This is a genomic window from Inquilinus sp. 2KB_23, from assembly GCF_052115705.1.
GTDB classification, from domain to species: Bacteria; Pseudomonadota; Alphaproteobacteria; order DSM-16000; family Inquilinaceae; genus Inquilinus; species Inquilinus ginsengisoli_A.
Map to the genome: position 1 here is coordinate 227,313 of NZ_JBFRHF010000007.1, position 25,764 is coordinate 253,076.

General features: G+C 69.5%; 24 protein-coding genes. 13 read left to right on the forward strand and 11 right to left on the reverse strand.

Features of this window, described 5'->3' with window-relative positions:
- Positions 1-25: 25 nt before the first annotated feature.
- The 5 genes from AB4112_RS11680 to AB4112_RS11700 all read right to left on the reverse strand — a co-directional run bounded on the left by AB4112_RS11680 (position 26) and on the right by AB4112_RS11700 (position 3,945).
- On the reverse strand, positions 26-1,417 hold the full coding sequence (locus AB4112_RS11680) for an FGGY-family carbohydrate kinase (RefSeq protein ID WP_309797859.1): 1,392 nt from the start codon (positions 1,415-1,417) through the stop codon (positions 26-28).
- Between the two features lie 137 nt (positions 1,418-1,554).
- Entirely contained in the window at positions 1,555-2,601 is a 1,047-nt protein-coding gene (gene pseI, locus AB4112_RS11685) for a pseudaminic acid synthase (protein WP_441719726.1), read from the reverse strand.
- A gap of 91 nt (positions 2,602-2,692) precedes the next feature.
- Positions 2,693-3,013 (reverse strand): DMT family transporter, encoded by a 321-nt coding sequence (locus AB4112_RS11690; protein WP_309797855.1) that lies wholly within the window; start codon positions 3,011-3,013, stop codon positions 2,693-2,695.
- A 30-nt stretch (positions 3,014-3,043) separates the two neighbouring features.
- Positions 3,044-3,364 (reverse strand): quaternary ammonium compound efflux SMR transporter SugE, encoded by a 321-nt coding sequence (gene sugE, locus AB4112_RS11695; RefSeq protein WP_309797853.1) that lies wholly within the window; start codon positions 3,362-3,364, stop codon positions 3,044-3,046.
- Positions 3,365-3,390: 26 nt separating this feature from the next.
- Positions 3,391-3,945, reverse strand: coding sequence for a TetR/AcrR family transcriptional regulator (locus AB4112_RS11700; protein WP_309797851.1), 555 nt, complete (start codon positions 3,943-3,945; stop codon positions 3,391-3,393).
- Positions 3,946-4,019: 74 nt separating this feature from the next.
- Between AB4112_RS11700 and AB4112_RS11705 the strand changes: the two genes are divergently transcribed.
- The 5 genes from AB4112_RS11705 (at position 4,020) to AB4112_RS11725 (ending at position 9,542) form a co-directional block, all read left to right on the forward strand.
- Complete coding sequence (locus AB4112_RS11705; protein ID WP_309797850.1) at positions 4,020-4,655, forward strand: hypothetical protein; 636 nt, start codon at positions 4,020-4,022, stop codon at positions 4,653-4,655.
- A 161-nt stretch (positions 4,656-4,816) separates the two neighbouring features.
- Positions 4,817-5,806 carry a substrate-binding domain-containing protein gene (locus tag AB4112_RS11710; protein ID WP_309797848.1) on the forward strand — a complete coding sequence of 330 codons (990 nt, stop codon included), beginning with the start codon at positions 4,817-4,819 and terminating at the stop codon, positions 5,804-5,806.
- A 218-nt stretch (positions 5,807-6,024) separates the two neighbouring features.
- The gene (locus tag AB4112_RS11715) at positions 6,025-7,515 is read left to right on the forward strand and encodes a sugar ABC transporter ATP-binding protein (RefSeq protein WP_309797846.1); all 1,491 of its coding nucleotides are present in this window, start codon (positions 6,025-6,027) and stop codon (positions 7,513-7,515) included.
- A 4-nt stretch (positions 7,516-7,519) separates the two neighbouring features.
- Positions 7,520-8,560, forward strand: a complete 1,041-nt coding sequence (locus AB4112_RS11720) for an ABC transporter permease (protein WP_309797844.1) — start codon at positions 7,520-7,522, stop codon at positions 8,558-8,560.
- Positions 8,547-9,542, forward strand: coding sequence for an ABC transporter permease (locus AB4112_RS11725; protein ID WP_441719732.1), 996 nt, complete (start codon positions 8,547-8,549; stop codon positions 9,540-9,542). Before AB4112_RS11720 ends, AB4112_RS11725 begins: the two co-directional genes overlap by 14 nt.
- A gap of 124 nt (positions 9,543-9,666) precedes the next feature.
- Here the strand turns inward: AB4112_RS11725 and AB4112_RS11730 are convergent, their stop codons facing one another.
- The 3 genes from AB4112_RS11730 to AB4112_RS11740 form a co-directional block, all read right to left on the reverse strand.
- Positions 9,667-10,893, reverse strand: coding sequence for a calcium-binding protein (locus AB4112_RS11730; protein ID WP_441719734.1), 1,227 nt, complete (start codon positions 10,891-10,893; stop codon positions 9,667-9,669).
- Positions 10,894-11,114: 221 nt separating this feature from the next.
- Entirely contained in the window at positions 11,115-13,655 is a 2,541-nt protein-coding gene (locus tag AB4112_RS11735; RefSeq protein WP_441719737.1) for a beta strand repeat-containing protein, read from the reverse strand.
- Between the two features lie 375 nt (positions 13,656-14,030).
- Positions 14,031-14,513 (reverse strand): MarR family winged helix-turn-helix transcriptional regulator, encoded by a 483-nt coding sequence (locus AB4112_RS11740; protein WP_309797837.1) that lies wholly within the window; start codon positions 14,511-14,513, stop codon positions 14,031-14,033.
- Between the two features lie 68 nt (positions 14,514-14,581).
- Between AB4112_RS11740 and AB4112_RS11745 the strand changes: the two genes are divergently transcribed.
- From AB4112_RS11745 to AB4112_RS11775, 7 genes are all read left to right on the forward strand, one after another.
- The gene (locus AB4112_RS11745; protein ID WP_441719741.1) at positions 14,582-15,052 is read left to right on the forward strand and encodes a GNAT family N-acetyltransferase; all 471 of its coding nucleotides are present in this window, start codon (positions 14,582-14,584) and stop codon (positions 15,050-15,052) included.
- Between the two features lie 5 nt (positions 15,053-15,057).
- A complete protein-coding gene (locus AB4112_RS11750) occupies positions 15,058-15,795 on the forward strand; it encodes an NAD-dependent epimerase/dehydratase family protein (protein WP_441719743.1) in 738 nt (245 codons plus the stop codon).
- Between the two features lie 23 nt (positions 15,796-15,818).
- On the forward strand, positions 15,819-16,343 hold the full coding sequence (locus AB4112_RS11755) for a cupin domain-containing protein (protein WP_441719746.1): 525 nt from the start codon (positions 15,819-15,821) through the stop codon (positions 16,341-16,343).
- Between the two features lie 307 nt (positions 16,344-16,650).
- Positions 16,651-18,720: a penicillin-binding protein 1C gene (gene pbpC / locus AB4112_RS11760; protein ID WP_441719749.1), complete on the forward strand. Its 2,070-nt coding sequence runs from the start codon at positions 16,651-16,653 to the stop codon at positions 18,718-18,720.
- A gap of 119 nt (positions 18,721-18,839) precedes the next feature.
- Positions 18,840-19,316, forward strand: a complete 477-nt coding sequence (locus AB4112_RS11765; protein ID WP_309797826.1) for a MarR family winged helix-turn-helix transcriptional regulator — start codon at positions 18,840-18,842, stop codon at positions 19,314-19,316.
- A 2-nt stretch (positions 19,317-19,318) separates the two neighbouring features.
- Entirely contained in the window at positions 19,319-20,464 is a 1,146-nt protein-coding gene (locus tag AB4112_RS11770; RefSeq protein WP_309797824.1) for an HlyD family secretion protein, read from the forward strand.
- Positions 20,465-20,505: 41 nt separating this feature from the next.
- Positions 20,506-21,996, forward strand: a complete 1,491-nt coding sequence (locus AB4112_RS11775; RefSeq protein WP_309797822.1) for a DHA2 family efflux MFS transporter permease subunit — start codon at positions 20,506-20,508, stop codon at positions 21,994-21,996.
- A 15-nt stretch (positions 21,997-22,011) separates the two neighbouring features.
- Here the strand turns inward: AB4112_RS11775 and AB4112_RS11780 are convergent, their stop codons facing one another.
- Positions 22,012-22,638 (reverse strand): macro domain-containing protein, encoded by a 627-nt coding sequence (locus AB4112_RS11780; protein ID WP_441719753.1) that lies wholly within the window; start codon positions 22,636-22,638, stop codon positions 22,012-22,014.
- Between the two features lie 127 nt (positions 22,639-22,765).
- Between AB4112_RS11780 and AB4112_RS11785 the strand changes: the two genes are divergently transcribed.
- Entirely contained in the window at positions 22,766-23,029 is a 264-nt protein-coding gene (locus AB4112_RS11785) for a ribbon-helix-helix domain-containing protein (RefSeq protein ID WP_441719756.1), read from the forward strand.
- A gap of 242 nt (positions 23,030-23,271) precedes the next feature.
- Here the strand turns inward: AB4112_RS11785 and AB4112_RS11790 are convergent, their stop codons facing one another.
- On the reverse strand, positions 23,272-25,227 hold the full coding sequence (locus AB4112_RS11790; RefSeq protein WP_441719759.1) for a bifunctional 2',3'-cyclic-nucleotide 2'-phosphodiesterase/3'-nucleotidase: 1,956 nt from the start codon (positions 25,225-25,227) through the stop codon (positions 23,272-23,274).
- 302 nt (positions 25,228-25,529) lie between these two features.
- Positions 25,530-25,712 carry a YegP family protein gene (locus AB4112_RS11795; protein WP_309797814.1) on the reverse strand — a complete coding sequence of 61 codons (183 nt, stop codon included), beginning with the start codon at positions 25,710-25,712 and terminating at the stop codon, positions 25,530-25,532.
- Positions 25,713-25,764 lie beyond the last annotated feature (52 nt).

Sequence of the window (25,764 nt, forward strand, 5' to 3'; positions counted from 1 at the left end):
GACGGGCGGCGCTGATACGTCCGATCTATAGCGCCGGACGGCCCGGCGCGCCAGTCAGGGACCTCCAGCGCTCGGCATAGGCGGCGAGGCCGGGCACGGCGAGCGGCGGCGCCGGCAGCAGCGCCACGGTGGCCGGCGGTGCGCCCTGGTGGCGGGCCCACAGCAGCGCCGCGCCGACCGCGCTGCCGTCCGGTGCGGCGGAAACCTCGACCCGATGGCCGGGCCGCAGCGCCGCCAGCAGCGGGGCGAACAGCGGGTTGGCGGCGAAGCCGCCATCGACGATCACCCGGTCCCGGGCGTCCAGCAGGTCCAGCGCCGTGGCGCAGCAAAGGGCGGTATACAGCGTGGCCAGGGCCGAACGGGCCGCCGACCCCTGCGGTGGGGGACCCAGGATCTCGCCACGGCCGCCCCGCCCCGGAAACAGCCCGTCGCTGTCGGCGAAACCGGGCAGCGCCAGGGTTCCGGCCGCGACCAGCGCGGCGACATCGGCCGTGGACGCGTCGGCCGGGCCTTCACCGGCGATCCGCTCCCACTCGCGGCCGCCCATATGCAGGGTGCAGCCGATCGGCCGGCCATCGACATCGACATTCGCGACCATGCCGCGGCGGCCGTCCAGCCGGTCCAGCGCCAGCCCCGGCCGGAAGCCGATGATCCAGGTGCCGGTCGACAGCAGCGGCACGTCGCCCAGGCCTGCGGCCAGGAAGCGATGGTAGTTGGCGTTGCTGTCATGCACGCCGCACAGCAGGGCCAGGTCGGTGGGCAGGCCATGGGCGGCGGCCAGGTCGGGCCGGATGGTGCCCAGCACGTCCCAGGCGTTGCGGCGCGGCGGGATCAGCCGGCGCCAGCTGCGCCGGTCGACGATGGCGGTGACGTCGCCGGCCTGCGGGTTCCACAGATGGGTCTGGGCCGCCAGGGTGGTGATCTCGCTGGCCGCCACCCCGCCCAGGCGCCAGGCGAAGTATTGCGGCAGGGCCAGCAGGTGGCGGGCGCGGGCGAAGCCTTCGGGCCAGTCGCGCTCCAGCCACAGCAGCTGCTTGGCCAGGCGCTGCGCCCCGGCGCCGATGGCGCAGCCGGTCTCGGCAAAGCCGGGCGCCTCGGCGGCATAGGCGTCGTGCAGCCAGTCCGGCGCCTCGGTCTCGTAATCCAGCATCGGCAGGGCCGGGCCGGTCTCGTCGACCAGCACGCCGCTCGAGCCGTAGCCGGTGGCGACGAAGGCCGAAAGCCGGTGGCGGCGGGCCAGCTCGCCCAGCGCCCGCAGCAGCCAGGCCTCGATCGCCGCCAGGTCGACCCGCAGATAGGGCGGGCCGGGCAGCGACAGGTTGCGGGCGCGGATCGCCTCCAGCACCGCGCCCTCCGGCGTCACCGCCAGCAGCTTCAGATTGGTCTTGCCGACATCGAGGACCGCGACGACCGACATGCGCTTCCTGCCTGTTTGCGATTCTTTCGTCACCCCCGCGACAGCGGGGATCTCTCGACAATCAGCGGGGGATTCCCGCTGTCGCGGGAATGACACGGAAGTGTTGCGCAATCAGGCGGTGAAGAATAGGTCGGACGTTACCTCACCATCTCCCAGGCCAGCGGCTCGCCGCGGGCGAGGTCGCGGCTGGCGCGGCGGCCCAGCACCTCGGGCTGGTGCTTCGGCGCCAGGCCGTAGCCCGGGCGGATCGACCGGACATTGTCCTCGGTCAGCGTCTCGCCGGCCTTGACGTCGCGGGTGACGTAGAGCGAGCGGCGGAAGACGATGTTGCCGGCCTCCGACCCCTTGAGGTCGTAGCGCACCCGGCCCAGCGCCGCCCAGGCGGATTTGCAGTCCTCGACCAGCCGGGTGAACTCCTCGGGCTCCAGCGAGAAGGCCGAATCCGGGCCGCCATCGGCGCGCGCCAGGGTGAAGTGCTTCTCGATCACCGACCCGCCCAGCGCGATCGCGGTGACCGAGGCGGCGGTGCCCATGGTGTGGTCGGACAGGCCGCTGATCACGTCGAAGGTCTGCGACAGGTTCGGCATGGTGCGGAGGTTGGCGTCCTCCATCGGCGCGGGGTACGAGCTGATGCAGTGCAGCACCACCAGCTGGTTGGCGCCGCCGCGGCGGGCCGCCGCGATCACCTCATGGATCTCGGCCAGGTTGGCCAGGCCGGTGGAGATGATCATCGGCTTGCCCTTGCTGGCGATGTACTCGACCAGGGGCAGGTCGACCACTTCGAAGGACGCGACCTTGTAGGCCGGGGCGCCCAGCCCCTCCAGCAGGTCGACGGCGGTCTTGTCGAAGGGGGTGGAGAAGATGGTGATGCCCAGCTCGCGCGCCTTGGCGAACAGCGCGTCATGCCATTCCCAGGGGGTCGAGGCCTCCTGGTACAGATCGTACAGCAGCCGCCCGTCCCACAGCCCGCCCTTGATCCGGAACTGGTCGCTGTCATGGTTCAGGGTGATGGTGTCGGCGGTGTAGGTCTGCAGCTTCACCGCGTCGGCGCCGGTCGCCTTCGCCGCCTCCAGCATCTTCAGCGCCCGGGCCAGCTCGCCATTGTGGTTGCCGGACAGCTCGCAGATGACGTAGGGCGGATGGTCGGGGCCGATCTTGCGGCCGGCAATGGAAATCTCCTGCATCCTTCGGAATCCTCGAGCGCTAACACGGGCCTGAAACGGCGCCAGTTGAGCCCAGGCGGCGGAACAAATCCAGCCCCTTCCTCTGGGGTCCTCAATGGGCGCCGCCCAGGTTCAGCCCGACGATGCCGGCGATGACCAGGGCGACCGAGACCAGCTTCAGCATGGTCAGCGCCTCCTCGAACCACAGCACGCCGATGACCACGGTCAGGCCGGTGCCGATGCCGGCCCAGACCGCGTAGGCGATGCTCAGCTCCATCCGCTTGAGGGTCAGGGTCAGCAGGCCGAAGGCGGCGGCGTAGAACACGAAGATCAGCACCGACGGCAGCGGATTGCGGAACCCGTCCGACAGCTTCATGCAGACGGTGCCGGCGACCTCGAAGCCGATCGCGGCGAGCAGGAGAACCCAGGTCATGGCAGTGGACTCGCGGCGACGGATTGGGGGTTAGTGGGGCGTGACAAGCTTCAGGCCGACGATGCCGGCGACGATCAGGCCGATGCAGGCGAGGCGGGCGGGGTCGCCGGATTCGCCGAACAGGTAGATGCCCAGGATCGCGGTGCCGACCGCGCCGACGCCGGTCCAGATGGCATAGGCGGTGCCCAGCGGCAGGGTCTTCAGCGCCACGCCCAGCAGCACCAGGCTGACGATCATGGCCGCGGCGGTGCCCAGGCTGGGCCACAGCCGGCTGAAGCCCTCGGTGTATTTCAGGCCGATGGCCCAGCCCACTTCGAACAGGCCGGCGATGATCAGGATCACCCAAGCCATGATGTGTCGCTCCTCGATATGAAAGATCAGGCGTCGCCGGGCCGTGTCATCGCCCGCAACCGCTGCAGCAGCGCCGCGCGGTCGGATTCGCCGACGGCGCGGATGCCGAAGACCTCGTTCAGCCACAGCCCGTCCGCGGCCAGCCGGATGATGGCGGACAGCACCGGGTCGATGCCGTCCGCCTTCTGCTGCTCGACCCAGCCGGCGTATTGCGTGGCGTAGGGCGCCAGCAGGGCGGGGTCGTTGCCCAGCGCCGCGATCAGCGCCGCCTCGCGCGCCGCGTCCTTGTCGTCCTCGGTTCCCGGCGGCGGGAAGGCGGCGTCGAGATAGGCGCGGGTCCAGGTGCCCGGCCGGCCGTCATTGGCGCAGAGGCGGTCCATCCGCTCCTGCATGCAGGTGCCGATCCGGGCGATCATGGCGCGGATCAGCGCTTCCTTGCTGTCGAAATGGTAGATCAGCCCGCCCTTGCTCAGCCCCGCGGCCTCGGCCACCGCGTCCAGCGTGAGGGCCGAGACGCCGCGCTCCAGCACCACCAGCTCGGCGGCGCTCAGGATCCGGGTCTTGGTGTCGGGCTTGCTCATGGCGATCACTATACCGACTGGTCGGTATAGTGACAATCTCTGGTGCGGCATGGCCGCCATGCCATGATCCAGGCATGACTCGCTGCAACCGCGTCACGCCCTTCGGCGAGATCGTCGCCGACCCCGCTCGCGGCGCCATGCTGGGCAACCGCGGCGTGCTGCACGATGCCGACGGGCGCATCCGCCGGCCGTGGTCGACCACGCGCTGGATCTGCTGCCGGCTGCAGTTCAAGGGGCGCTGGCGCCAGGTGATGACGCCGAATCGCTGGACCCATCTGTTCTTCCTGGACGAGGCGGTGGCGATCGCCGCCGGCCACCGCCCCTGCGCCGAATGCCGGCGCGAGGCCTACAACGCCTGGCGCGCCGCCTGGGCCCGGGCCGAAGGCCTGGCGGCTCTGCCCTCGGCCGAGGCGATGGACCGGGTGATGCATCCCGCCCGGATCGATCCCGCCACCCGCCGCCAGCGCACCGTGTCGCACCCGATCGCGACCCTGCCGGATGCGGCGATAGTGGCGCTGCCCGACGACCCCGGCGGTGCCTGGCTGGTGCTCGGTGGCACGCTGCGGCGCTGGGACATGGCGGGCTATGGCGCCGCCCGGCCCCGCCCCGCCTCCGGCCGGGTCGGGCTGCTGACGCCGCTGCCCAGCGTCGCCGTGCTCGCCGCCGGCTATCGGCCCGAGCTGCACCCGTCGCTGCGCGCAGCCCCTTGACTTCAAACGTTCTTCGCCTCGAACATTTGTCGGATCAAAACCGCCGGAAGGCGGCCTTGACCATTCCGAGGGTTTGACGCAAACGTTTGCCACGCGATGCATCGCCACCGGGCGCAAGACCCAGCGGCGGCAACAAGAACGCAACAGAGGGAGGCCAAGACATGACCCGGAATTTCCTGAAATACGCCCTGCCGGCGGCCGCGATGCTGCTGGCCGGCGCCGCCTTCGCCGCCGACAAGCCCGAGGTGGTGACGGTGGTGAAGATCGCCGGCATCCCCTGGTTCAACGCGGTCGAGCAGGGCATCCAGAAGGGCGGTGAGGAGTTCGGCCTGAACGCCTCGATGGTCGGCCCCAACACCGTCGACCCGGCGCAGCAGGTCAAACTGGTCGAGGATTTGATCGCCCGCAAGGTCGATGCCATCGGCCTGATCCCGCTGGACATCAACGTGATGGAGCCGGTGCTGCAGCGCGCCGCCGCGGCCGGCATCCCGATCATCACCCATGAGGCGCCGGAGCAGAAGACCAAGACCTGGAACATCGAGCTGATCGATTCGAAGGAGTTCGGCGAGGTCCAGATGGAGCGGCTGGCCCAGTCGATGGGCGGCGAGGGCGAATACATCGTCATGGTCGGCACCCTGACCACGCCGCTGCACAACCTGTGGGCCGATTCGGCGATCGCCTATCAGAAGGCGAAGTACCCGAAGATGAAGCTGGCCACCGAGCGCTTCCCGGGCGCCGACGAGGTCGACAGCTCCTACAAGGTGGCGATGGACGCCATCACCGCCTATCCGAACCTGAAGGGCATCATCGGCTTCGGCTCGAACGGCCCGATCGGCGCCGGCAACGCGGTGCGCGAGCGTGGCATGCAGGGCAAGGTGTTCGTCACCGGCACCTGCCTGCCCAGCCCGGGCCGGGCGCTGATCACCGATGGGGTGGTGCAGGAATGCTTCCTGTGGAACCCGATCGACGCCGGTTACGCCATGATGGCGGTGGCCAAGCTGGTACTCGACAAGAAGCCGATCACCGACGGCATGGAGATTCCGGGCGTCGGCAAGGTCGCGGTGGATGCGGCGACGCACAACATCCGCGCCAACCTGATCCTGCACATCAACAAGGACTCGGTGGACAAGCTGGTCGACGCCGGGCTGTGAGGCCGAATCGGCCCCGGCCCTGGCTCCGTCACTCCCCCTCCCCTTGCGGGAGGGGGTAGGGGGAGGGGGTTCGGGCCGTTGAAGCCCGATCTCCGATCCGTCGAACAGGCTGATCAAGGCGGCGACCAAAGGCCGGCGCCGCTGCTCCGGAAACAACCCCCTCCCCCTACCCCCTCCCGCGAGGGGAGGGGGAGGCCATAGAGGGGGCCCCGCCCCGCATGACGGATCTGTTCCTCGACCTCCAGGGCATCGGCAAGCGCTTCGGCGGCGTGCATGCCCTGCGCGAGGTCGATTTCGATCTCGCCGCCGGCGAGGTGCATTGCCTGGTCGGCGAGAACGGCTGCGGCAAGAGCACCCTGATCAAGGTCATCGCCGGGGTGCTGGCGCCCGAGCCGGGCGGCCGCATCGCCATCGGCGGCGAGGCGACCACGCATCTGAACCCGGTCGAATCGGTCCGCCGCGGCATCCAGGTGATCTATCAGGACCTGTCGCTGTTCCCGAACCTGACCGTGGCCGAGAACATCGGCATCGGCCACCATGTCGGCCGTTCCTTCGGCCCGGCGCGCTGGGCCGCGATCCGCGACTCGGCGCGTGGCGCGATGGCGCGGATCGGCGTGCGGCTCGACCCCGACGCCCTGGTCGGCACCCTCAACATCGCCAGCCGCCAACTGGTCGCGATCTGCCGGGCACTGGCCGCCGACGCGAAGCTGGTGATCATGGACGAGCCGACGGCGTCGCTGACCCGGACCGAGGTCGACGCCCTGCTGCGCCTGGTGCTCGACCTCAAGGCGCATGGCATCTCGACCCTGTTCGTCAGCCACCGCCTGGACGAGGTGATGGAAATCGCCGACCGGGTCACGGTGATGCGCGACGGCCGCAAGGTCGGCACCTGGCCGGCGGCGGAGATCGATGCCGGGCGCATGGCGTTCCTGATGACCGGCAAGGAATTCCACTACGACGTGCTGGACCCGGGCGCGACCCGGGCCGAGCCGGTGCTCGAAGTGGCCGGCCTCGGCAAGGCGGGGGAATTCGCCGATATCGGCTTCACCGTGCATCGCGGCGAGATCCTGGGCATCACCGGGCTGCTCGGCTCCGGCCGCACCGAGATGGCGCTGTCGCTGTTCGGCATGAACCCGGCCGATGCCGGCGAGGTCAGGATCGAAGGCCGGCCGGTGCGCACCGGGTCGCCGAAGCAGGCGATCCGCCAGGGCATCGCCTATGTCTCCGAGGACCGGCTGACGCTGGGCCTGGTGCTGCCGCAGTCGATCGCGCGCAACGCCACCGTCACCATCCTCGACCGGCTGACCTCGGCCTTCGGGCTGATCCGGCGCCGGGCGGCGAACGACCAGGTCCAGGGTGCCATCCGGTCGCTCAACATCAAGGTGTCGGACCCGGAGAACGCGGTGCGTACCCTGTCGGGCGGCAACCAGCAGCGCGTGGTGCTGGCGAAATGGATCGCGACCCAGCCCAAGGTGCTGATCCTCGACAGCCCGACGGTCGGCGTCGACATCGCCAACAAGGACGGGATCTACGAGGTGGTGAAGCGGCTGGCGGCCGAGGGCATGGCCGTGATCATGATCTCCGACGAGATCCCCGAGGTGCTGTACCACTGCCATCGCATCCTGGTGATGCGGCAGGGGCGGATCGCCGGCGAGTTCCGGCCGCACCAGACCACGGAGGCCGAGCTGAGGCAGAGCGTCAATGGATAGCGCCGTGACCTTGTCTGAAGGCCGCAGCCCGCTGCTCGGACGCCTGCTGCGGCGCACCGAATTCTATCTCGTGGTGGTGATCCTGGCGGCGGTGGTCGGGCTGGGCGTGGCCACGCCGAACTTCCTGACGCTGTCGAACTTCTCCAACCTCGCCAACTCCTACGCTGTCACCGGCGTGCTGGCGGCGGGGCTGCTGGTGGTGCTGATCTCCGGCAACATCGACATCTCCTTCGCCGCCACCACCATGGTGGCGCAGTACCTGGCGGCGCTGTTCGCGCTCTACGTCGTGGGCAAGCCGGGGCTCGGCGTGCCGGTGCTGGACTGGGCGATCGTCTTCGCCGTGGCCATGGCGGTCGGGCTGGGGCTCGGCCTGGTCAACGCCGTCATCGTCTCGAAGTTCAGGGCGTCGTCGATCATCGTCACCATCGCGACGATGAACCTGTTCTTCGGGCTGCTGATGTTCTTCTCCCGCGGCAAGCAGATCTTCAACCTGCCGCCGTACTTCTTCAAAGGCATCCTGTTCCAGCTGCCGCTGCCGGATGGCGGGTCGTTCCGCTTCACCATCCAGATGCTGGCGCTGGTGCTGTCGCTGCTGGCGACCTGGGCGCTGCTGAACCAGACCGCGATCGGCCGCCAGATCTACGCCCTGGGCGGCAATCCGGAGGCGGCGAAGCGGCTCGGCTTCGGCGTGTTCCGGCTGCATCTCTTCGTGTTCGGCTATCTCGGCGTGATGGCCGGGGTCGCCGCCATCATCCACGCCCAGCTGCAGCAGCAGGTGGCGCCGAACGTGCTGGTGGGGCGCGAGCTCGACGTGCTCGCCGCCGTGGTGCTGGGCGGCGCCAGCCTGCTGGGTGGGGTCGGCACCGTGCTGGGCACCGTGCTCGGCATCGCGCTGCTCGCCATCCTGCAGAACGGGCTGATCATGATCGGCGTGTCCTCCTACTGGACCCAGGTCTGCACCGGCCTGGTGATCCTGGTGAGCGTCTGCATCACCGCGCTGAGCGACCGCATGAAGACCAGGAGGAAGAGCCGTGGCGTCGTCTGAGACCAGCGTCCGCCCGAAGCTGCGCATCGACCCGGTTCTCACCGGGCTGTCGGTCCTGCTGGTCGCCGTGGTCCTGGTGTTCTCGCTGATGGTCGGCGACCGCTTCCTGTCCGCCGCCAACCTGCAGTCGATCGCCTTCCAGCTGCCGGAGCTCGGCGTGCTGGCGCTGGCAATGATGATCACCCTGGTCTGCGGCGGGCTGAACCTGTCCGTCATCTCCACCGCCAACTGCGCGGCCCTGGTGATGGGCTGGATCATGACCCAATATGGCGGCATCGATGCCGGGCTTGGGGTGATCCTGCTCGCCATCCTGGCCGGGCTGGTGGTGGCCTCGATCTGCGGCGCCATCAACGGCGTGATCATCGCCTATTGCGGCGTGTCGCCGATCCTGGCGACTCTGGGCACCATGATCCTGTTCAAGGGCCTGGCCATCGGCTTCACCCGCGGCAACGTCATCGGCGGGTTCCCGGACGGAATCCTGTTCCTCGGCAACGGCATGGTCGGGCCGGTGCCGATGCCGCTGTTCGTCTTCATCCTGTGCGCCCTGCCGGTGGCGCTGCTGCTGAACCGCACGCCCTTCGGCGTGAACCTGTACCTGATCGGGTCGAACGAGCAGGCGACCCGGTTCTCCGGCGTCGACACCCGGCGGATGCTGCTGTGGACCTACACCCTGTCCGGCCTGCTGTGCGGCGTCGCCGGGCTGGTGCTGATGGCACGGTTCAACTCGGCCAATGCCAGCTACGGCGAAAGCTACCTGCTGGTCACCATCCTGGCGGCGGTGCTGGGCGGCACCGACCCGTTCGGCGGCTTCGGCAAGGTCGGCGGGCTGGTGCTGGCGCTGGTCATCCTCCAGGCCATCTCCAGCGGCTTCAACCTGCTCGGCTTCAGCACCCATCTGACGCTCGCCATCTGGGGCGGCATCCTGCTGCTGGTGATGGCGGTCGGCTACCTCCGCGCCCGGCTGACCCACCAGTCGGCCTGACCTGGGGTCGGAGCCCGCTCGGGCATGGCCGAGAGATCGGCCCCACAGCGCTGAGGCGCCAACGAACTAGGTCGCTGTGGCGCACGGGCATGCTGGCTGGGGCGGCGAGGCCCGCCCCGCCCCGCTATAGCACGAAGTCGCCGGCGGCGAGGGTGATCGACCCGGTCAGGTTGATGCTGAAATCCGCGACGCCGTCGCCATTGACGTCGCCGCTGACCGTGGTGACCCCGCCGGCCACGCTTTCGTGCAACTCGCCGGCATGGTGGGTGAAGGCGGCGCTGCCGATGAAGTGGAAGGCCTGGTCGCCGGCCACCGTGGTGACGGCGTCGATGCCCGCCAGGTCGATGCGGTCGCCCTGGGCGTGGCTGAAATCGGTGATCAGGTCGGCCCCGGCGCCGACCGGGCTCTGGCCGATGCTGCCATAGGTGAAGCGGTCGGCCCCGGCGCCACCGATCAGCGTGTCCTTGCCCGCCAGGCCCGTCAGCACGTCATTGCCGGCGCCGCCGACCAGCCCGTCATTGCCGCTGGACCCGATCAGCGAGTCGTTGCCGCTGCCGCCATAGACATTCTCGATCCCGGTCAGCGTATCGCCCTGGGCGGTGCCGCCGGCGCCTGTGCCGGTGCCCAGGTTGATCGCCACACCGGCCGTGTTCTCGGAGTAGAGCGCGGAATCGGTGCCGGCACCGCCGTCGAGATGGTCCGCCCCGGCGCCACCGCGCAGCGTGTCTGCACCGTCGCCGCCCAGCAGGCTATCATTGCCGTCCTGGCCTTCGAGGCGGTCCTGCCCGGCACCGCCGTTCAGCGCATCCGCATCGACACCGCCCAGCAGGATGTCATTGCCGTCCTGGCCGTTGAGGCCGTCCATCCCGGCGCCGCCGCTCAACGTATCGTCGCCGGCGCCGCCGTCGAACTGGTTGCCGGCATCGGACCCGAAGTTGGAGGCCGTGATCGTGTCGTTGAACTTGGTTCCGATCACGTTCTCGATGAGGGACAGCTGGTCTCCCGCGGCCCCGCCCCCATACACGTTGAAGGCGAGATCGATCGACACGCCTTCCGTGCTGACGGCGTAGGTGACGGTGTCGATGCCATTGCCACCGGTCAACTGATCGGCCCCGTCTCCACCGGCCAGGAGGTCGTTGCCATCGCCGCCGTCCAACCTGTCATCGCCATTGCCGCCGGCCATCCAATCGGCACCGGCTCCGCCGATCATCAGATCGTTGCCTTCGCCGCCATCCAGAAGGTCGTCCCCGCCGGCGCCGAACAGCGAATCGTCGCCGCCCTGACCAACAATGAAGTCAGGATCGTCGGTGCCGGTGATGGAATTGCTGCCGTCGTCTCCGGTGATATTCATTTTCTACCTCGTTGTGGTTGGGGTATTGTTTTGCTTCTGGCCTCTACATTTTGGAAATATTCGCGGAAAAGCTAGCTCCACGCACATCTCTTGCCAGGCGATGATATTTTGCCGAGGGCGACAATCTGTAGCTGCTGATCCAATCTCGATGCAGCTTCGGCATTTGAGTACCCAGACGTCAGCGGCTTGTCGGGCACCTCGGGGCGGGGTGGCCTACCCCGCTAGAGCACGAAATCGCCGGTCCCGAGGGTGATACCGCCGGTCAGGGTGATGCTGAAGTCGGCGACGCCGTCGCCATTGACGTCGCCGCTGACCGTGGCGACGCCGCCGGCCACCGCCTCGCGCAGCTCGCCGGCATGGTGGGTGAAGGCGCCCGAGCCGATGAAGCTGAACGCCTGGTCGCCGGCCGCCGCCGTGTTGGCGTCGACGGCCGCGAGGTCGATGCGATCGCCCTGGACATGGCTGAAATCGGTGATCAGGTCGGCCCCGGCGCCGACCGGACTCTGGCCGATGCTGCCATAGGTGAAGCGGTCGGCCCCGGCCCCGCCGATCAGGGTGTCCTTGCCCCCCATCCCGACCAGGACGTCGTTGCCGGCACCGCCGACCAGCCCGTCATTGGCGTTGGATCCGATCAGCGCATCGTTGCCGCTGCCGCCATAGACATTCTCGATACCAGTCAGCGTGTCGCCCTGGGCGGTGCCGCCGGCGCCCGTGCCGGTGCCGAGATTGATCGCCACGCCGGTCGTGTTCTCCGAGTAGATCGCGGAATCGATGCCGGCGCCGCCGTCGAGATGGTCCGCCCCGGCGCCGCCGCGGAGCACATCATTGCCATTCCCGCCGGACAGGGCGTTGCTGACGCTGCTGCCCTCAAGGGTGTCGTTGCCCTGACTGCCGATCAGGCTTTCGATCGCGGTCAGGCTATCGCCCTGGGCCTCACCGCCGGAGCCGGTACCGGTGGCCAGGCTCACCGTCACACCGGCCATGCCGTGCCCGTAATCGGCGGTGTCGATCCCGGCGCCGCCGTCGAGATGATCCGCCCCCACGCCGCCACGCAGCACATCATTGCCACCGAGGCCCGACAGGGTGTTCGCCCCGGCATCGCCTTCGAGCGTGTCGTTGCCCTGGCTGCCGTCGAGATTCTCGATATTGATCAGGACATCGCCCTGCGCATCGCCGCCACTGGTGATCCCGGAAATGAGGCTGACCGAGACGCCCGTGGTGCTGGTGGAGTAGCTGGCCAGGTCGACCCCGTCGCCGCCGTCGAGCCGATCCGCCCCGGCACCGCCGCGGAGCACGTCGTTGCCGTTGTTGCCGAGCAGGATGTTGTCGGCACTGTTGCCGTCGAATGTGTCGTTGCCCTGGCTGCCGTCGAGATTTTCGATCGCCGTCAGGGTGTCGCCCTGGGCCTCGCCGCCGCTGCCGATTCCGGTGGCGAGGTTCACCGTCACGCCGAGCAGGCCGTTGGAATACTCGGCTAGGTCGCTGCCGGCGCCGCCGTTCAGCGCATCGGCGCCGCCGGCACCGGTCAGGACGTCATCGCCGTTGCCCCCGTCGAGCCGGTCATTCCCGTCCTCTCCGGCAAGGTCGTCGCTGCCGTCGCCGCCCGAGAGCGTGTCGTTGCCGCCCCGTCCGCTGAGTGCGTCGTCGCCGCCGTTGCCGAAGAGGGCATCGGCGCCGCTGCTGCCGATGACGATGTCGATGCCGGATCCGGCGTTGTAGGTCAGGCTCTCGATGCCGATCGCATGCAGGCCATCGGGGGCGTCCCTGTCGTTGACGGAGAAGATGCCCCCGACCGTCGAAGCGACCCGGTTGACGACAAGAGTGTCGAAACCGTCGCCGCCGTCGACCACCGCTGCCCCCATATTGATCACGATGGCATCGTCGCCGTTGCCCCCGGTGATCTGATCGTCCCCGTTGCCCCCAATGAGATTGTCGTTGCCGTCGTCCCCTTCGAGCTGATCGTTTCCATCACCCCCGACAAGGGTGTCGTCGCCGTTCCGCCCCAGCAGACGGTCGTCGCCCCCGGCCCCCGTCAGGATGTTGTCGACGGCCGACCCGACCAATATGTCGCCGCTCTGCGAGCCGATGAAGTTCTCGATGTCGCCGCCGACCGTGTCGCCTTGGGCATCGCCCTGGAAACCGGCGGCGCCGATCGCAACATCCACCCCGATGGCGCTGTTGGAGTAGTCGACCGTGTCGTTGCCGGCGCCGCCGCTCAGCACGTCCCCCCCGGCGCCGCCGACGAGCGTGTCGTCGCCGTTGCCCCCGTCGAGCAGGTCATCCCCGTTCTCCCCTGCGAGGACGTCATTGCCGTCCAGCCCCTGCAAATGATCGTTGCCGTCGAAGCCATCGAGGGTGTTGGCGCCGGCCGAGCCGACCAGCGTATCGGCGAATGCGGAGCCAGCGAGGTTCTCGATGTCGGCACCGATCCTGTCACCTTGGGCTTCGCCGCCGACACCGGTGCCGCCGATCGTCGCGACCACCCCGACCGTGCTGAAGATGTAGGCGGCCGTGTCGATGCCGGCGCCGCCGTTCAGCACGTCCGCCCCGTCGCCGCCGACGAGGGTGTCGTCCCCGGCGTCGCCGGAGATGGTGTCGTTGCCGAGATCGCCGACGATCAGGTCGCCGCCGTCGCCGCCGAAGAGCGCGTCGTTACCGCCACCCCCGGTGAGCTGGTCGATGCCGCCATTGCCGTGGATGACGTCGGCCTGGTCGGTGCCCGTGAGCATGTCGTCGTTGATGGTGCCGTTGATGGTCGTCATGATCGATCCGCTTGCGGGATGGTGGACGGAACGGGACAGTGCGCCGCTGCAGCACGAAGACGCCGGTCCCGAAGGTGACGCGGCGGCTAAGCGCGATGTGGAAGTCCGACACGCCATCGCCGACGAGGTCGTCGGTTGCGGTGGTGCGCGTCGCGCTGGTGAAGGCGAAGCGGAGCACGCCTGCAGGGTGGGTGGAGGTCCCGGTGCCGATGAACTTGAACTCTCAGATGAGCGGGAAGCGCTCGGTGATGCGCGATGCCGTGCTGAAGCGTTGGTCCGGCTGTCAATGAGATCGGTGGACAGACCGCGTTATTCCCGCACACCAGAAAATTTGCGATCACCGCCAGACGATCCCGGTCTAAACGGGTCTCTACCTCACGGCTCCGCCCCGCCGCCCTCGACCGCCACCGCGGCCAGCCAGCGGCGGATGGTCCGCTGTTCCTCCGCGGTCAGCCCGGCGACAAGCTGCGCCTCCAGCCGCTGGACGCGCTCGCGGGACTGAGCCAGCAGTGCCTTGCCGCCCTCGGTGACCTCCAGGGTCTGGATCCGGCCATGCACCGGATGCGGTTGCCGCACCACCGACCCAGCCTTCTCCAGGTTGGCGACGATGACGCTGACCGTCTGCGGCGTCAGCACCGCCAGCCGTGCCAGGTCGGCGCCGGACAGGCCGGGATAGGCCACCAGCATGGTCAGCACCGCGAATTGCGGCGGCGTCACCGCCAGGTCCGCCAGGGCGCGTTCCGTCCGCAGCCGATAGGCGCCGCCGGCCTGGCGGAGGAGATAGCCGATGTATCCGTCCTCGCCGCGCTTGCCCTCGCCCGGGCGTGGCACCGCCGGCCCCGGAGTCTTCTTGACCATGGTATAAGAGCTCTTATATATTATTCGTGCTCTGATACTATCCCGGTTCCCGCCGAAGGGCTATCGCGATGTCGCTCTCCATCTCCGAAGCCCCTCCGCCCACCGCCGATCTGCGCCTGGTGGAGGATGAGGCCGCGGTCGCCGCCTGCTGGCCGCTGATGCGGCAGCTGCGGCCGCATCTGGCCACGGCGGCGGAGCTGGTGTCGCGGTGGCGGCGCCAGGCGGCGTCCGGCTATCGCCTGCTTGCCTTGTGGCGGGACGGCCGGCCGGTGGCGCTGGCCGGCTTCCGGGTCCAGGACAACCTGGTGCACGGGGTCCATCTCTATGTCGACGACCTCGTCACCGACGAGGCCGAGCGCAGCGGCGGCCATGGCGCCCGGCTGATGGCCCGGCTGGTCGAGGAGGGGCGGGCGCTGGGCTGCAGCAGGCTGGTGCTCGACACGCCGCTGACCAATGTCCTCGGCCACCGCTTCTACTACCGCAACGGGCTGCTCGCGACGGCGCTGCGCTTCGCCCAGCCGCTCTCTCCCCGGGAATGACACCCATGCCGACCAAGATCTTCCTCGCCGGCGCCACGGGCGCCATCGGCCGGCGGCTGCTGCCGCTGCTGCTCAAGGCCGGATACCAGGTCCACGGCACCACCCGCTCGGCCGCGAAGGCCGACGATCTGCGCGCCGCCGGCGCGGTCCCGGTGGTGGTCGACGTCTTCGACGCGCCGGCGCTGCTGCAGGCAATGGCCGCGGTGCGGCCGGAGATCGTGATCCACCAGCTCACCGACCTGCCGCCCGCCCTCGACCCCGCCCGCATGGCCGAGGCCGTCACCGGCAATGCGCGGATCCGCAGCGAGGGCACCCGCAACCTGGTCGCCGCGGCGCGCGAGGCGGGCGCGTGGCGGCTGATCGCCCAGAGCATCGCCTGGGCCTATGCCCCGGGCACGCCGCCCTATGCCGAGGACCAGCCGCTCGACCGGCAGGCCGAGGGGCCGCGGCGGATCAGCGTCGAGGGCGTGGCCGCGCTGGAGGTGCAGGTGCTGCACACGCCGCCGCTGCAGGGCATCGTGCTGCGCTACGGCCAGTTCTATGGCCCAGGCACCGGAGTCGACGCGCCGAAGGGCCCGGGGGCGGTGCATGTCGACGCCGCGGCCCGGGCGGCGCGGCTGGCGATCGACCGGGGGGGGCCGGGCATCTTCAACATCGCCGAGGCCGGCGGCCCGGTGCTGACGGACAAGGCGGTGCGCGACCTCGGCTGGGATGCCGGGTTCCGGCTGCCGGGCCTGGCATGAGCCGCCGTGACGGAGTGCGAGGCATGATCGCCCTGCGACCCGACCCGCTGCCCCTGCGCATGGTGATGCTGCTGGCCGTGGGCGCCGGCGTGGTGGCGCTGGCGGCCGCCCTGTCGATCCGCCCGGCGGGCCTTGCGGTCGAAACGCCGATGGCTGACCACATGCACATGCAGGCGGAGGCCGCAGGCGCCGCATCCGGGTCCGCCGCCCGGCCCACCACGACGGTCAGGCCGCTATCCTGCGAAAGGCTGCCGAACGTGCCTGGCAAGTCGGTCACCACGGCGCTGGTCACCTTCCCGCCCGGGGGCTACACCCCGGCGCACCGCCACCCCGGCTCGGTCACCGCCTTCGTGGTCAAAGGCACCATCCGGTCGCAGCTGTCCGGCGGCCCGGTCGACACCTTCGGCCCCGGCACCACCTGGTTCGAGCCGCCGGGGGCGCTGCACATGTTCGCCGAGAACGCCAGCGCGACGGATTCGGCGGAGCTGCTGGCGGTGTTCGTGGCCGACGACGATTGCGGCCCGCTGACCATCCCCGAGCCGCAGTGACGGCCGCCGCCTAGGCGGGTCCAGGCGCAGCCCGGGCAGGCCACTGGCGAGCCGGGCCGCGTCCGCAGCAGAAGCAGGGCGCCGCACCCGTTGCCCGCCACGATCGCGAGGTTCGAGACCAGCAGGGCCGCCATCGCCGGGTCCCGCCTGGAAACAAACTTACAACTTCGTCGACTTGCCCCACGGGCAGCCATCAATCCGCCACGCCCCGCGCTAGAATGGCCGCGGAGGGATGGTGATGGGCGCAGTGCGGACACTCTGGGCACGGACACTCTGGCGACGGATCGCGATCGGGGCGGCGGCGGGCATGGTCCTCGCCGCGCTGGCGGTGGGCGCCGCCTTCTGGCTCGATGCCCGCTATCCCCCGGTGCTCGACCGCTATCTCGACCGCTCGGCCATCGTCCTCGACAAGGACGGCCAGCTGCTGCGCGCCTTCACCGCCCATGACGGCACCTGGCGCCTCAAGGCCACGGTCGCGGACGTGTCGCCGCTCTACCTCGCCATGCTGCAGGCCTATGAGGACCGGCGCTTCCGCCGGCATCTCGGCGTCGACCCGCTGGCGACGGCGCGCGCCTTCGGCCAGATGGTCCGGCATGGCGGCGTGGTCTCCGGCGCCTCGACCCTGACCATGCAGACCGTGCGCCTGCTGGAACCGCGGCCGCGCACCCTGGGGTCGAAGCTGATCGAGATGGCGCGGGCGCTGCAGCTCGAGGCGCATTATTCCAAGGATGAGATCCTCGGCATCTACCTGACCCTGGCCCCGTTCGGCGGCAATCTCGAAGGCGTGCGCGCGGCCTCGCTGGCCTATTTCGGCAAGGAGCCGACGCTGCTGACCCCGGGCGAGGCGGCGCTGCTGGTGGCGCTGCCGCAGTCGCCGACCAAACTGCGCCCCGACCGCTTCCCCAAGGCCGCCCGCGCCGCCCGCGACCGGGTGCTGCTGCGGGTCGCCGGGGCCGGCGCGCTCGACCCCCAGGCGGCGCAGGAGGCGACCGAGCAGCCGACGCCGACCGTTCGCCGCCTGCTGCCGTTCCGGGCGCCGCATCTGGCCGAGCGGCTGGTGGCCGAGGATCGCGGCCGCGAGGTCCATCGCAGCACCATCGACGGCCGTCTGCAGGGCGGGCTGGAGGAGCTGGCGGACCGGTCGCTGCGCGGCCTCGACGCCACCAGCAACCTGGCCGCGGTGGTGATCGAGAACGCCACCGGCCGCGTGGTCGGCTATCTCGGCTCCGGCACCTTCTTCGAGGAGCGGCGCGACGGCCAGATCGACCTGGCCCGGGCCGTGCGCTCGCCGGGGTCGGCGCTGAAGCCCTTCATCTACGGCATGGGGTTCGAGGACCGCATCATCCTGCCCGAGACGGTGGTGCTGGACCTGCCGATGCGGTTCGGCGACTACGCCCCGAACAATTTCGACCCCGGCTTTTCCGGCGAAGTCTCGGTGCGCGAGGCGCTGCAGCGATCGCTCAACATCCCGGCGGTGCAGATGCTCGACCATGTCGGGCCGGCCCGCTTCGCCGCCCGGCTGCGCAATGTGGGCGCCCCGCTGCGCTTCGACGACCCCACGGTGCTGCCCAGCCTGCCGATCGCCCTGGGCGGCGGCGGCACCACCCTGCTTGACCTCGTGCGGCTCTATGCCGGCATCGCCCGCGGCGGCATCCTGCCTGATCTGGTGTGGCGCGCCGACGCGCCGCCCTCGGGCACGGACGGCCCGCGCATCCTCGACGCCTCCGCCGCCTGGTACGTCACCGACATCCTGGCCTCGGCGCCGCCGCCGGTGGCGATGGCCGATCCCGGGCTGATGCGCGACGGTCGCCGCATCGCCTTCAAGACCGGCACCTCCTATGGTTTCCGCGACGCCTGGGCGATCGGGTTCGACGCCGAACACACCATCGGCGTCTGGGTCGGCCGGCCCGACGGGTCGCCCAGCCCCGACCGCTTCGGCCGCAACACCGCGGCGCCGCTGCTGTTCCGCGCCTTCGCCCTGCTGCCGCCGCCGGCCCGCGACGTGGTCGGCCCGGCGCCCTCGGGCACGCCGGTGCTGCGGGTCGAGGACCTGCCGCCGCGGCTGCAGCGGCTGTCGCCCGATGCGGCGGTGGTGGCGCCCTTGCCCTCGCTGGCCGGGGTCGAGCCGCTGGCCATCGCCTTCCCGGTCGATGGCGTCACGGTCGAACGGCCGCGCGACGGCGATCGCTTCGGCTCGCTCTCGCTGGTCGCGGCGGGCGGGCGGCGGCCGTTCCTGTGGATGGTCGACGGCCGGCCGATCCCGTCCTCGCCGATGAAGCGCGACGCGGACTGGACGCCGCCGGGCCCCGGCGCGGCGCAGATCACCGTGATCGACGCCACCGGCGCCACCGCCACCGCGCGGGTGTGGCTGCGCTAGGCGGTTTTTTTCCCGCAACTTTCGAGGCTCAGCCCTGCGTCGTGCCCATGGCTGGGCCGTTTGCATGAATCGATCAGCCGCCATACAGTAAGGTACCTTACAGTCAGGTCGCTTTGCACATGAGCGAGATCAAGCCGCTCGTCAGCCTCTACACCGTGATCAAGGACGTCGATCAGCTGATGCGCCGCCGCTTCGAGGAGCGGGTGCGCGCGGCGGGGCTGGACCTCAGCCGGCCTCAGTACCGCGTGCTGATCTTCCTCGACCGCCACCCCGGCATCACCCAAGCGCGGCTGGCGGAGTATCTGGACGTCGAGAAGATGACCGTGACCGGCCTGCTGGACCGGATGGAGACGCGCGGCTGGGTCGAGCGCCGGCGCGACCCGAACGACCGCCGCGCCTATTCGCTGCATCTGCGCCCCGCCGCACGGCCGATCGTCGACCAGCTCGAGGTCATGATCGCGCAGTGGCAGGACGATTATAACGCCCGGCTGCCGCCCGAGGTGGTGGCCCGGCTGATCCATGATCTCGAGATCCTGAAGGCCAGGCTGGCTACGGATGCGGAGGAGCCGGCGGCGAAGCCCGCCGGGCAGGACTGACCATGCCGGACGGAACCAACACCCCGACCTCGGACCGGCCGCAGCAGGCTTCCGCCCCGGCGCCGACACCCCAGCCGACACTGGCGCCACCGCCGGCGAAGCCGCGCCGCCGCGGCCTGCGCCTGGTGCTGCTGGTTGGCGTGCCGCTGGTGATCGCGGCGGTCGGGCTGGTGCTCTATGGCATGGGCGGCCGCTACGCCGGCACCGACAACGCCTATGTCCATGCCGACACCGTGTCGGTGGCGCCGGAGATCTCGGGCCGCCTGGTCAGCATCGACGTCGCCACCAACCAGCCGGTCCAGGCCGGGCAGGTGCTGTTCCGGATCGACGACCGGGCGCCGCGCTATGCGCTGCAGCGCGCCGAGGCCGCGATGCGCAGCGCCAACTTCGACTACCAGGGCATCAAGGCCAGCCTGTCCCAGGCGCGGGCGCTGCAGCAGGTGTCCGCGGCCGGCGCGGCCTATGAGCAGCGCGAATACGACCGCACCTCGTCCCTGGCCAAGAACGACAACGCCTCCCAGTCGGCGCTCGACCTCTCCCGCATCCTGCTCACCACCGCCTCGATCTTCGTCCAGGTGGCGCAGACCCAGATCGACGTCACCCTGGCCAAGCTGGGCGCCGACGAGAACCTGCCGCTGGAGAAGTACCCGCCCTACGCCCAGGCCGTGTCGGACCGCGACCAGGCCCAGCTCGACCTCGACCACACCCAGGTCAAGGCGCCGTTCTCCGGCATCGCCGCCAAGGCCGACGCCGTGCTGCCCGGTGCCATGGTCGCTGCCGGGACGCCGGTGCTGGCCGTGGTGCGGTCCGACAAGCTGTGGATCGACGCCAACATGAACGAGACCGACCTGACCCATGTCACGGTCGGGCAGCCGGTCACGGTCACGGTCGACACCTATCCGGGCGTCACCTGGACCGGCAAGGTCGAAAGCCTCAGCCCCGCCAGCGGCGCCGAGTTCTCACTGCTGCCGCCGCAGAACTCCAGCGGCAACTGGGTCAAGGTCACCCAGCGCATCCCGGTCCGCGTCGTGGTCGACACCGCCGACAAGCCGCAGCTGCGCGCGGGCATGAGCGCCGAGGTCTCGATCGACACCGGCCATGCGCGCGGCCTGCCCTTCATCGGGGGCTCGCTCTTCGGGGCGCAGTGATGAGCAGCCCAGAATCCGGTGCATCCGTCCCGCATCGCGGGATGATCACGGCCTGCGTGATGCTGGCCACCATCATGCAGGCGCTGGACACCACCATCGCCAACATCGCCCTGCCCTACATGCAGGGCAACCTCGGCGCCAACCAGGACCAGATCAACTGGGTCCTGACCTCCTACATCGTCGCCGCGGCGATCATGACGCCGGTCACCGGCGCTCTGGTCAGCCGGATCGGCCGCAAGAACCTGTTCATCGTCGCGGTGGTCGGCTTCGTCGCCGCCTCGGTGCTGTGCGGCCTGGCCCAGAACGTGACCGAGATCGTCGGCTTCCGCCTGCTGCAGGGCGTGTTCGGCGCGCCGCTGGTGCCGCTGTCCCAGGCCACGGTGATCGACATCAACCCGCCGGAACGGCGCGGCCAAGCCATGGCGATCTGGGGCGTCGGCGTCATGGTCGGGCCGATCCTGGGCCCCGTCCTGGGCGGCTGGCTGACCGACCATTATTCCTGGCGCTGGGTGTTCTACATCAACGTGCCGATCGGCGCCCTGGCGCTGTCCGGCATGCTGTTCTTCATGCCCGACAGCGGCCGCCAGGACTCGAAGCGGTTCGACTGGCTCGGCTTCGGCCTGCTCAGCCTCGGCGTCGGCGCGCTGCAGATGATGCTCGACCGCGGCCAGGACCAGGACTGGTTCAACTCGCTCGAGATCATCATCGAGACCGTGCTGGCGGCGCTCGGCTTCTACATGTTCGTGGTGCACCTGCTGACGGCGGAGGCGCCCTTCGTCCGGCCGCGGCTGTTCGCCGACCGCAACTTCGTGGTGGCGATGGTGGTGATGGCCATCGTCGGGTCGCTCTACTACTCGATCATGGCCCTGGCGACGCCGTTCCTGCAGACCATGCTGGGCTATCCAGTGGTGACCGCCGGGCTGGTGATGGGGCCGCGCGGCATCGGCACCATGGCGGCGATGCTGGTGGTCGGCCGCCTGATCGGAAAGGTCGACACCCGCATCCTGCTGCTGCTGGGCCTCGGCATGATCATCGGGTCGCTGTGGCGGATGAGCGGCTACAGCCTGGGCGTCTCGACCACCGGCTTCATGATCGACGGGCTGGTGCAGGGCGCCGGGCTGGGCCTGGTGTTCGTGCCGCTCTCGACCATGGCGTTCTCGACCCTGCCGCGGCTTTATCTCGACGAAGGCGCCGGCATCTACAGCGTGTCGCGCAACCTCGGTAGCTCGATCGGCATCTCGATCGTCACCGCGCTGCTGACCCGCAACACCCAGATCAACCACCAGCTGCTGGGCGAGCATGTCAACGCCTACAGCCCGGCGGTGCAGCAGCTGCCGCAGATGATGTCTCCGGCCACCACCACCGGCCGGGCCATGCTCGACCAGATGGTCAACCAGCAGGCCTCGCTGATCGCCTATATCGACGATTTCAAGCTGCTGATGGTGCTGGCGATCGTGGCGATGCCGATGCTGATCCTGCTGCGCAAGCCCAAGGTCGCCGCCGGCCCCGCGGTGTCGGTGCACATGGACTGAGGTCGGGCCAGCTCCCTAGTACTGCAGCCGCGTCGGGCGGTCGGTGTACAGGAGCTGGTGGCGCTCGCTCGCCTCGGCCCAGCTCGTCGGCATCTGGTGCCGGCCCAGCAGGACCTCGTCGATCGCTATCCGCATCTGCCGGGCAGAGATGTCCGCCGGAACCCGCCCGACGCCGGTGCCCATTCCCGGGAAGGCGATGGTGCGCAGCCGGTCCGACAGCGGCTCGCCGGTCGGAAAGGCGCCGTGCCGCGCCAGCAGCAGCACGGCGCGGGTCGCCAGATAGGGATTGATCGTCTCCGGCCCCAGCACCATCGGCACCCGCATGGTCGGCGCGGCGATCAGGAATGGCTGCGCCAGGTTGCCGGTCTCGACCACCTCGGCGCTCCCCACCAGCAGCTCGCCATGGTGACGGTCCAGGATCAGGCGGCGCAGCCGGGTCTGGACCTCGATGCCGAAGCGGTCGACATACAGCGCGTCGATGCCGCCATCCATGAAGCCATAGCTGTTCGCCGGGCTGACCACGGCATCGCAGGCGACATCGAAGATCGAGCCGCGATGGACGGTGACCTCGGCGACATCGATGAAGGTCTTCTCCCAGGCGTCGGCGAGCCGGTTCTCCCTCGCGGCCAGAACGACCTGCATCGCGGCCTCCCTTCCGAGTTTGACCAGTGAATCATACCGGATGCGGCCCCTACCCAGGGAACGCCATCCGTAAACCGCAAGCCTTCGGGCGGTGCCGCTTGATAGTATTGAACGGCAGGAGGCGATCATGACCGTCAAGATCTCGCTGACCGACGACCAGGAAGCCTATGCCCGCGGCCTCGTCGCCAGCGGGGAGTATCCGAGCCTCAGCGCGCTGCTCCAGCGCGGGCTCGACATGCTGCGGCGTGACAGCGAGATGCGTGACGGGGAACTCTCGGCCCTCCGGTCGCTGATCGATCAGCGCCGGGCGGGGCTGTTCGTGGATCTCGACGAAGGTGAGGCGGCGACTCGAACGCTTCGGGCCTTGAGGCGCACGCCTTCGTCACTTTGAACAATGACTGAACCCAAACTTGTCATGCCACGGCTTGACCGTGGCATCCAGGGGCGGCCAGAGCAGTTCTTGGTGGCCCCTGGATTGCCCGGTCAAGCCGGGCAATGACATTAAAAGTTGAGACCGGTGGACTTCGCCCGGGCATCCAGAGGCTGTCGACAGCCCCTGGATTGCCGGTCAAGCCCGCCAATGACAACGGTGGAGCCGCCTTTATTCGGAGCGCTTGTTGTCAAGCATGCTGCCTACCCCCCGAACACCAGCCGGTACTTGGCGAAGCCGTCGCCGGCGTCGCCGGCCGGTTCGATGGTCAGCCCGGCCGGCACTGCCTGGGCGGCGGCGGGGGCGCTGGGGAAGGTCACCACCACGGTCTTCGGCAGCGGCGCGAAGGACCAGTTGCCGTCCGCGGTCGGGTTGATCCGGCCCTGCTCGTGGATGTAGCGCACCAGCACGTCGCGGTTGGTGTCCGGCGCCGTGATCACGATGTTCTTGCCGTCCAGCCCGGGGAAGCTGCCGCCGCCCCCGGCGCGGTAGTTGTTGGTGGCGACCACGAACTCCTGTTTCTCGTCGATCGGCTTGCCCTGGAACTGCAGGTCGGTGATGCGGTGCGCGTCCGGCGCCACCAGCTTGCCGTCGCCGTCGTAGCGCGAGGCCTGGGACAGGTCGATGCGGTAGGTGACGCCGTCGATCACGTCGAAATTGTAGGAGGGGAAGCTGGTGTCGATCAGCGGCTGCTCCTCCGTCTTCGCCGGGTCGATCCGGTTGAAGATGCCGGCCGACCGCTCCAGCCACTCGCGCACGATGGCGCCGGAGACGCGCACCGCCCGCACCGTGTTGGGATAGAGGTAGAGGTCGGCGACGTTCTTGATCGCGATCGGCCCGGCCGGGACGCTGGTGTAGTAGTCGGGCCCGCCGCGGCCGCCGGCCTTGAACGGCGCGGCGGCGGAGAGCAAGGGCAGCCCGGCCGCGGCGGTGCCGGCCAGCAGCGGGCCGATGTACCAGAGCTGGGCTCGGGAGACGATCTGCACCGACGGGTCGTCGGCCACCAGCGAGAAGAAGCTGGTGATCGGCGCGGTGATCTCGCCCACCGGCTGGCGGACATAGGCCAGGGTGGCGTCGTGCTCCGGCTGTGCCGCCGCGAGGATGTCCGGCCGGGAGTCGACCCGCGGCGTCACCTTGCGGTCCTTGCGGTCGTAGATCGGCCGCGCCTCGGACTTGAAGCCGGCGACCCTCCAGGCGGTGCCGTCATGCTCGAGGTCGAGGTCGATGACGCCGAGATGGCTGCCCCAGAACCCGGCCATTACCGCCGGGATGCCGTGCAGCGTGCCGCGCTCGGCGTCGACGCCGTCGATGCCGGCGAAATCCGGCCCGGGGAACACCAAATGCTGGTGGCCGGTCAGGATCACGTCGATGCCGGGCACCTCGGCCAGGAACAGGGCCGCATTCTCCTCGCCGCCGGCGCGGGTGCCGCCGGCGATGCCGGAATGGCACAGCGCCACCACGATCTCGGCGCCCTCCTTGCGCAGCTGGGGCACGAATTTGCGGGCGGCGTCGACGATGTCGGTGGTGGTGACATGGCCGGCGAGATGGCCCTGGTCCCACTGCATGATCTGCGGCGGCACGAAGCCGATCACGCCGATCCTGACCGGCTGCGGCCCGCCGGCCTCGTCCTGCAGCGTGCGCTCCAGCACCTTGTAGGGCGGCAGGTAGGTGCTGCCGTCCGGCTTCAGCAGGTTGGCGCAGACCAGCGGGAAGTTGGCTCCCTGCATCATCGCCTTGCCGAGATAGTCGAGCCCGTAGTTGAACTCGTGGTTGCCCATGGTTCCGCAGTCGTAGCTCAGCAGGTTCATCGCCTTGACGATGGGGTGGACCTCGCCGCCGTCCAGCCCGCGCTGATAGGCCATGTAGTCGCCCATCGGGTTGCCCTGGATGACGTCGCCATTGTCGAACAGCAGGGCGTTGGTGGCCTCGGCCCGGGCGGCGGCCAGCACCGCGGCGGTGCGGGCCAGGCCCATCGTGTCGTCGCCCTTGTCGCGGTAGTAGTCGTACGGGAAGACCGCGACATGCAGGTCCGTCGTCTCCAGGATCCGCAGCTTGATTTTGGGCGTGGTCACGGCGCGCAGCGGGGCGGGGACCAGCCCGGCCGCGGCGACGGCGACGCCGGCCTTCAGGGTGGTGCGGCGGCTGAGACGGTCGGTCATGCGGGGCTCCTGCGGCGCGGTCGGGTTCGGCCAGTCTAGGGCGAAGCAGGCAGCGCTTCCTAGCCGGGACCGGCGCGCCGCCAATCCTTGACCGATCGTTCGGTCAATGATGCTGGGGCCGGGTGCCGCCCTGAGTCCGGTGGCAGGGAAAAGCGCCCGCTATATCGGAACAGGTCGCCGAACAGGGGATGGGTGATCGTTAGGCGCATGGAAGTGCCCAACCTCGGCCAGTCCGGCCCGAGGACGGTCTGGAATACGGGCTCAGCCATGCGGCAGGGCGCAGCCGAGCCCGTCGTCCAGGATCAGGCCGAGGTGGTGTCGTCGGTCGGCGCGTCGGGGCCGTTCTTCTTGATCGATTCGATGGCGTTCTTGGCCGAGGCCTTGCTGGAATAGCCCTCGGTCGAGAAGATCACTTCCGAATTGTATTTGAACCGGACCCGGAATTCGCCGGCCTTGTCCTTGTAGATCTCGAATTTGTGCGCCATGGGTCGCTCCCTCCGATCATCAAGTCCAGGTGTCGAGTTTGATCTGAGAAAC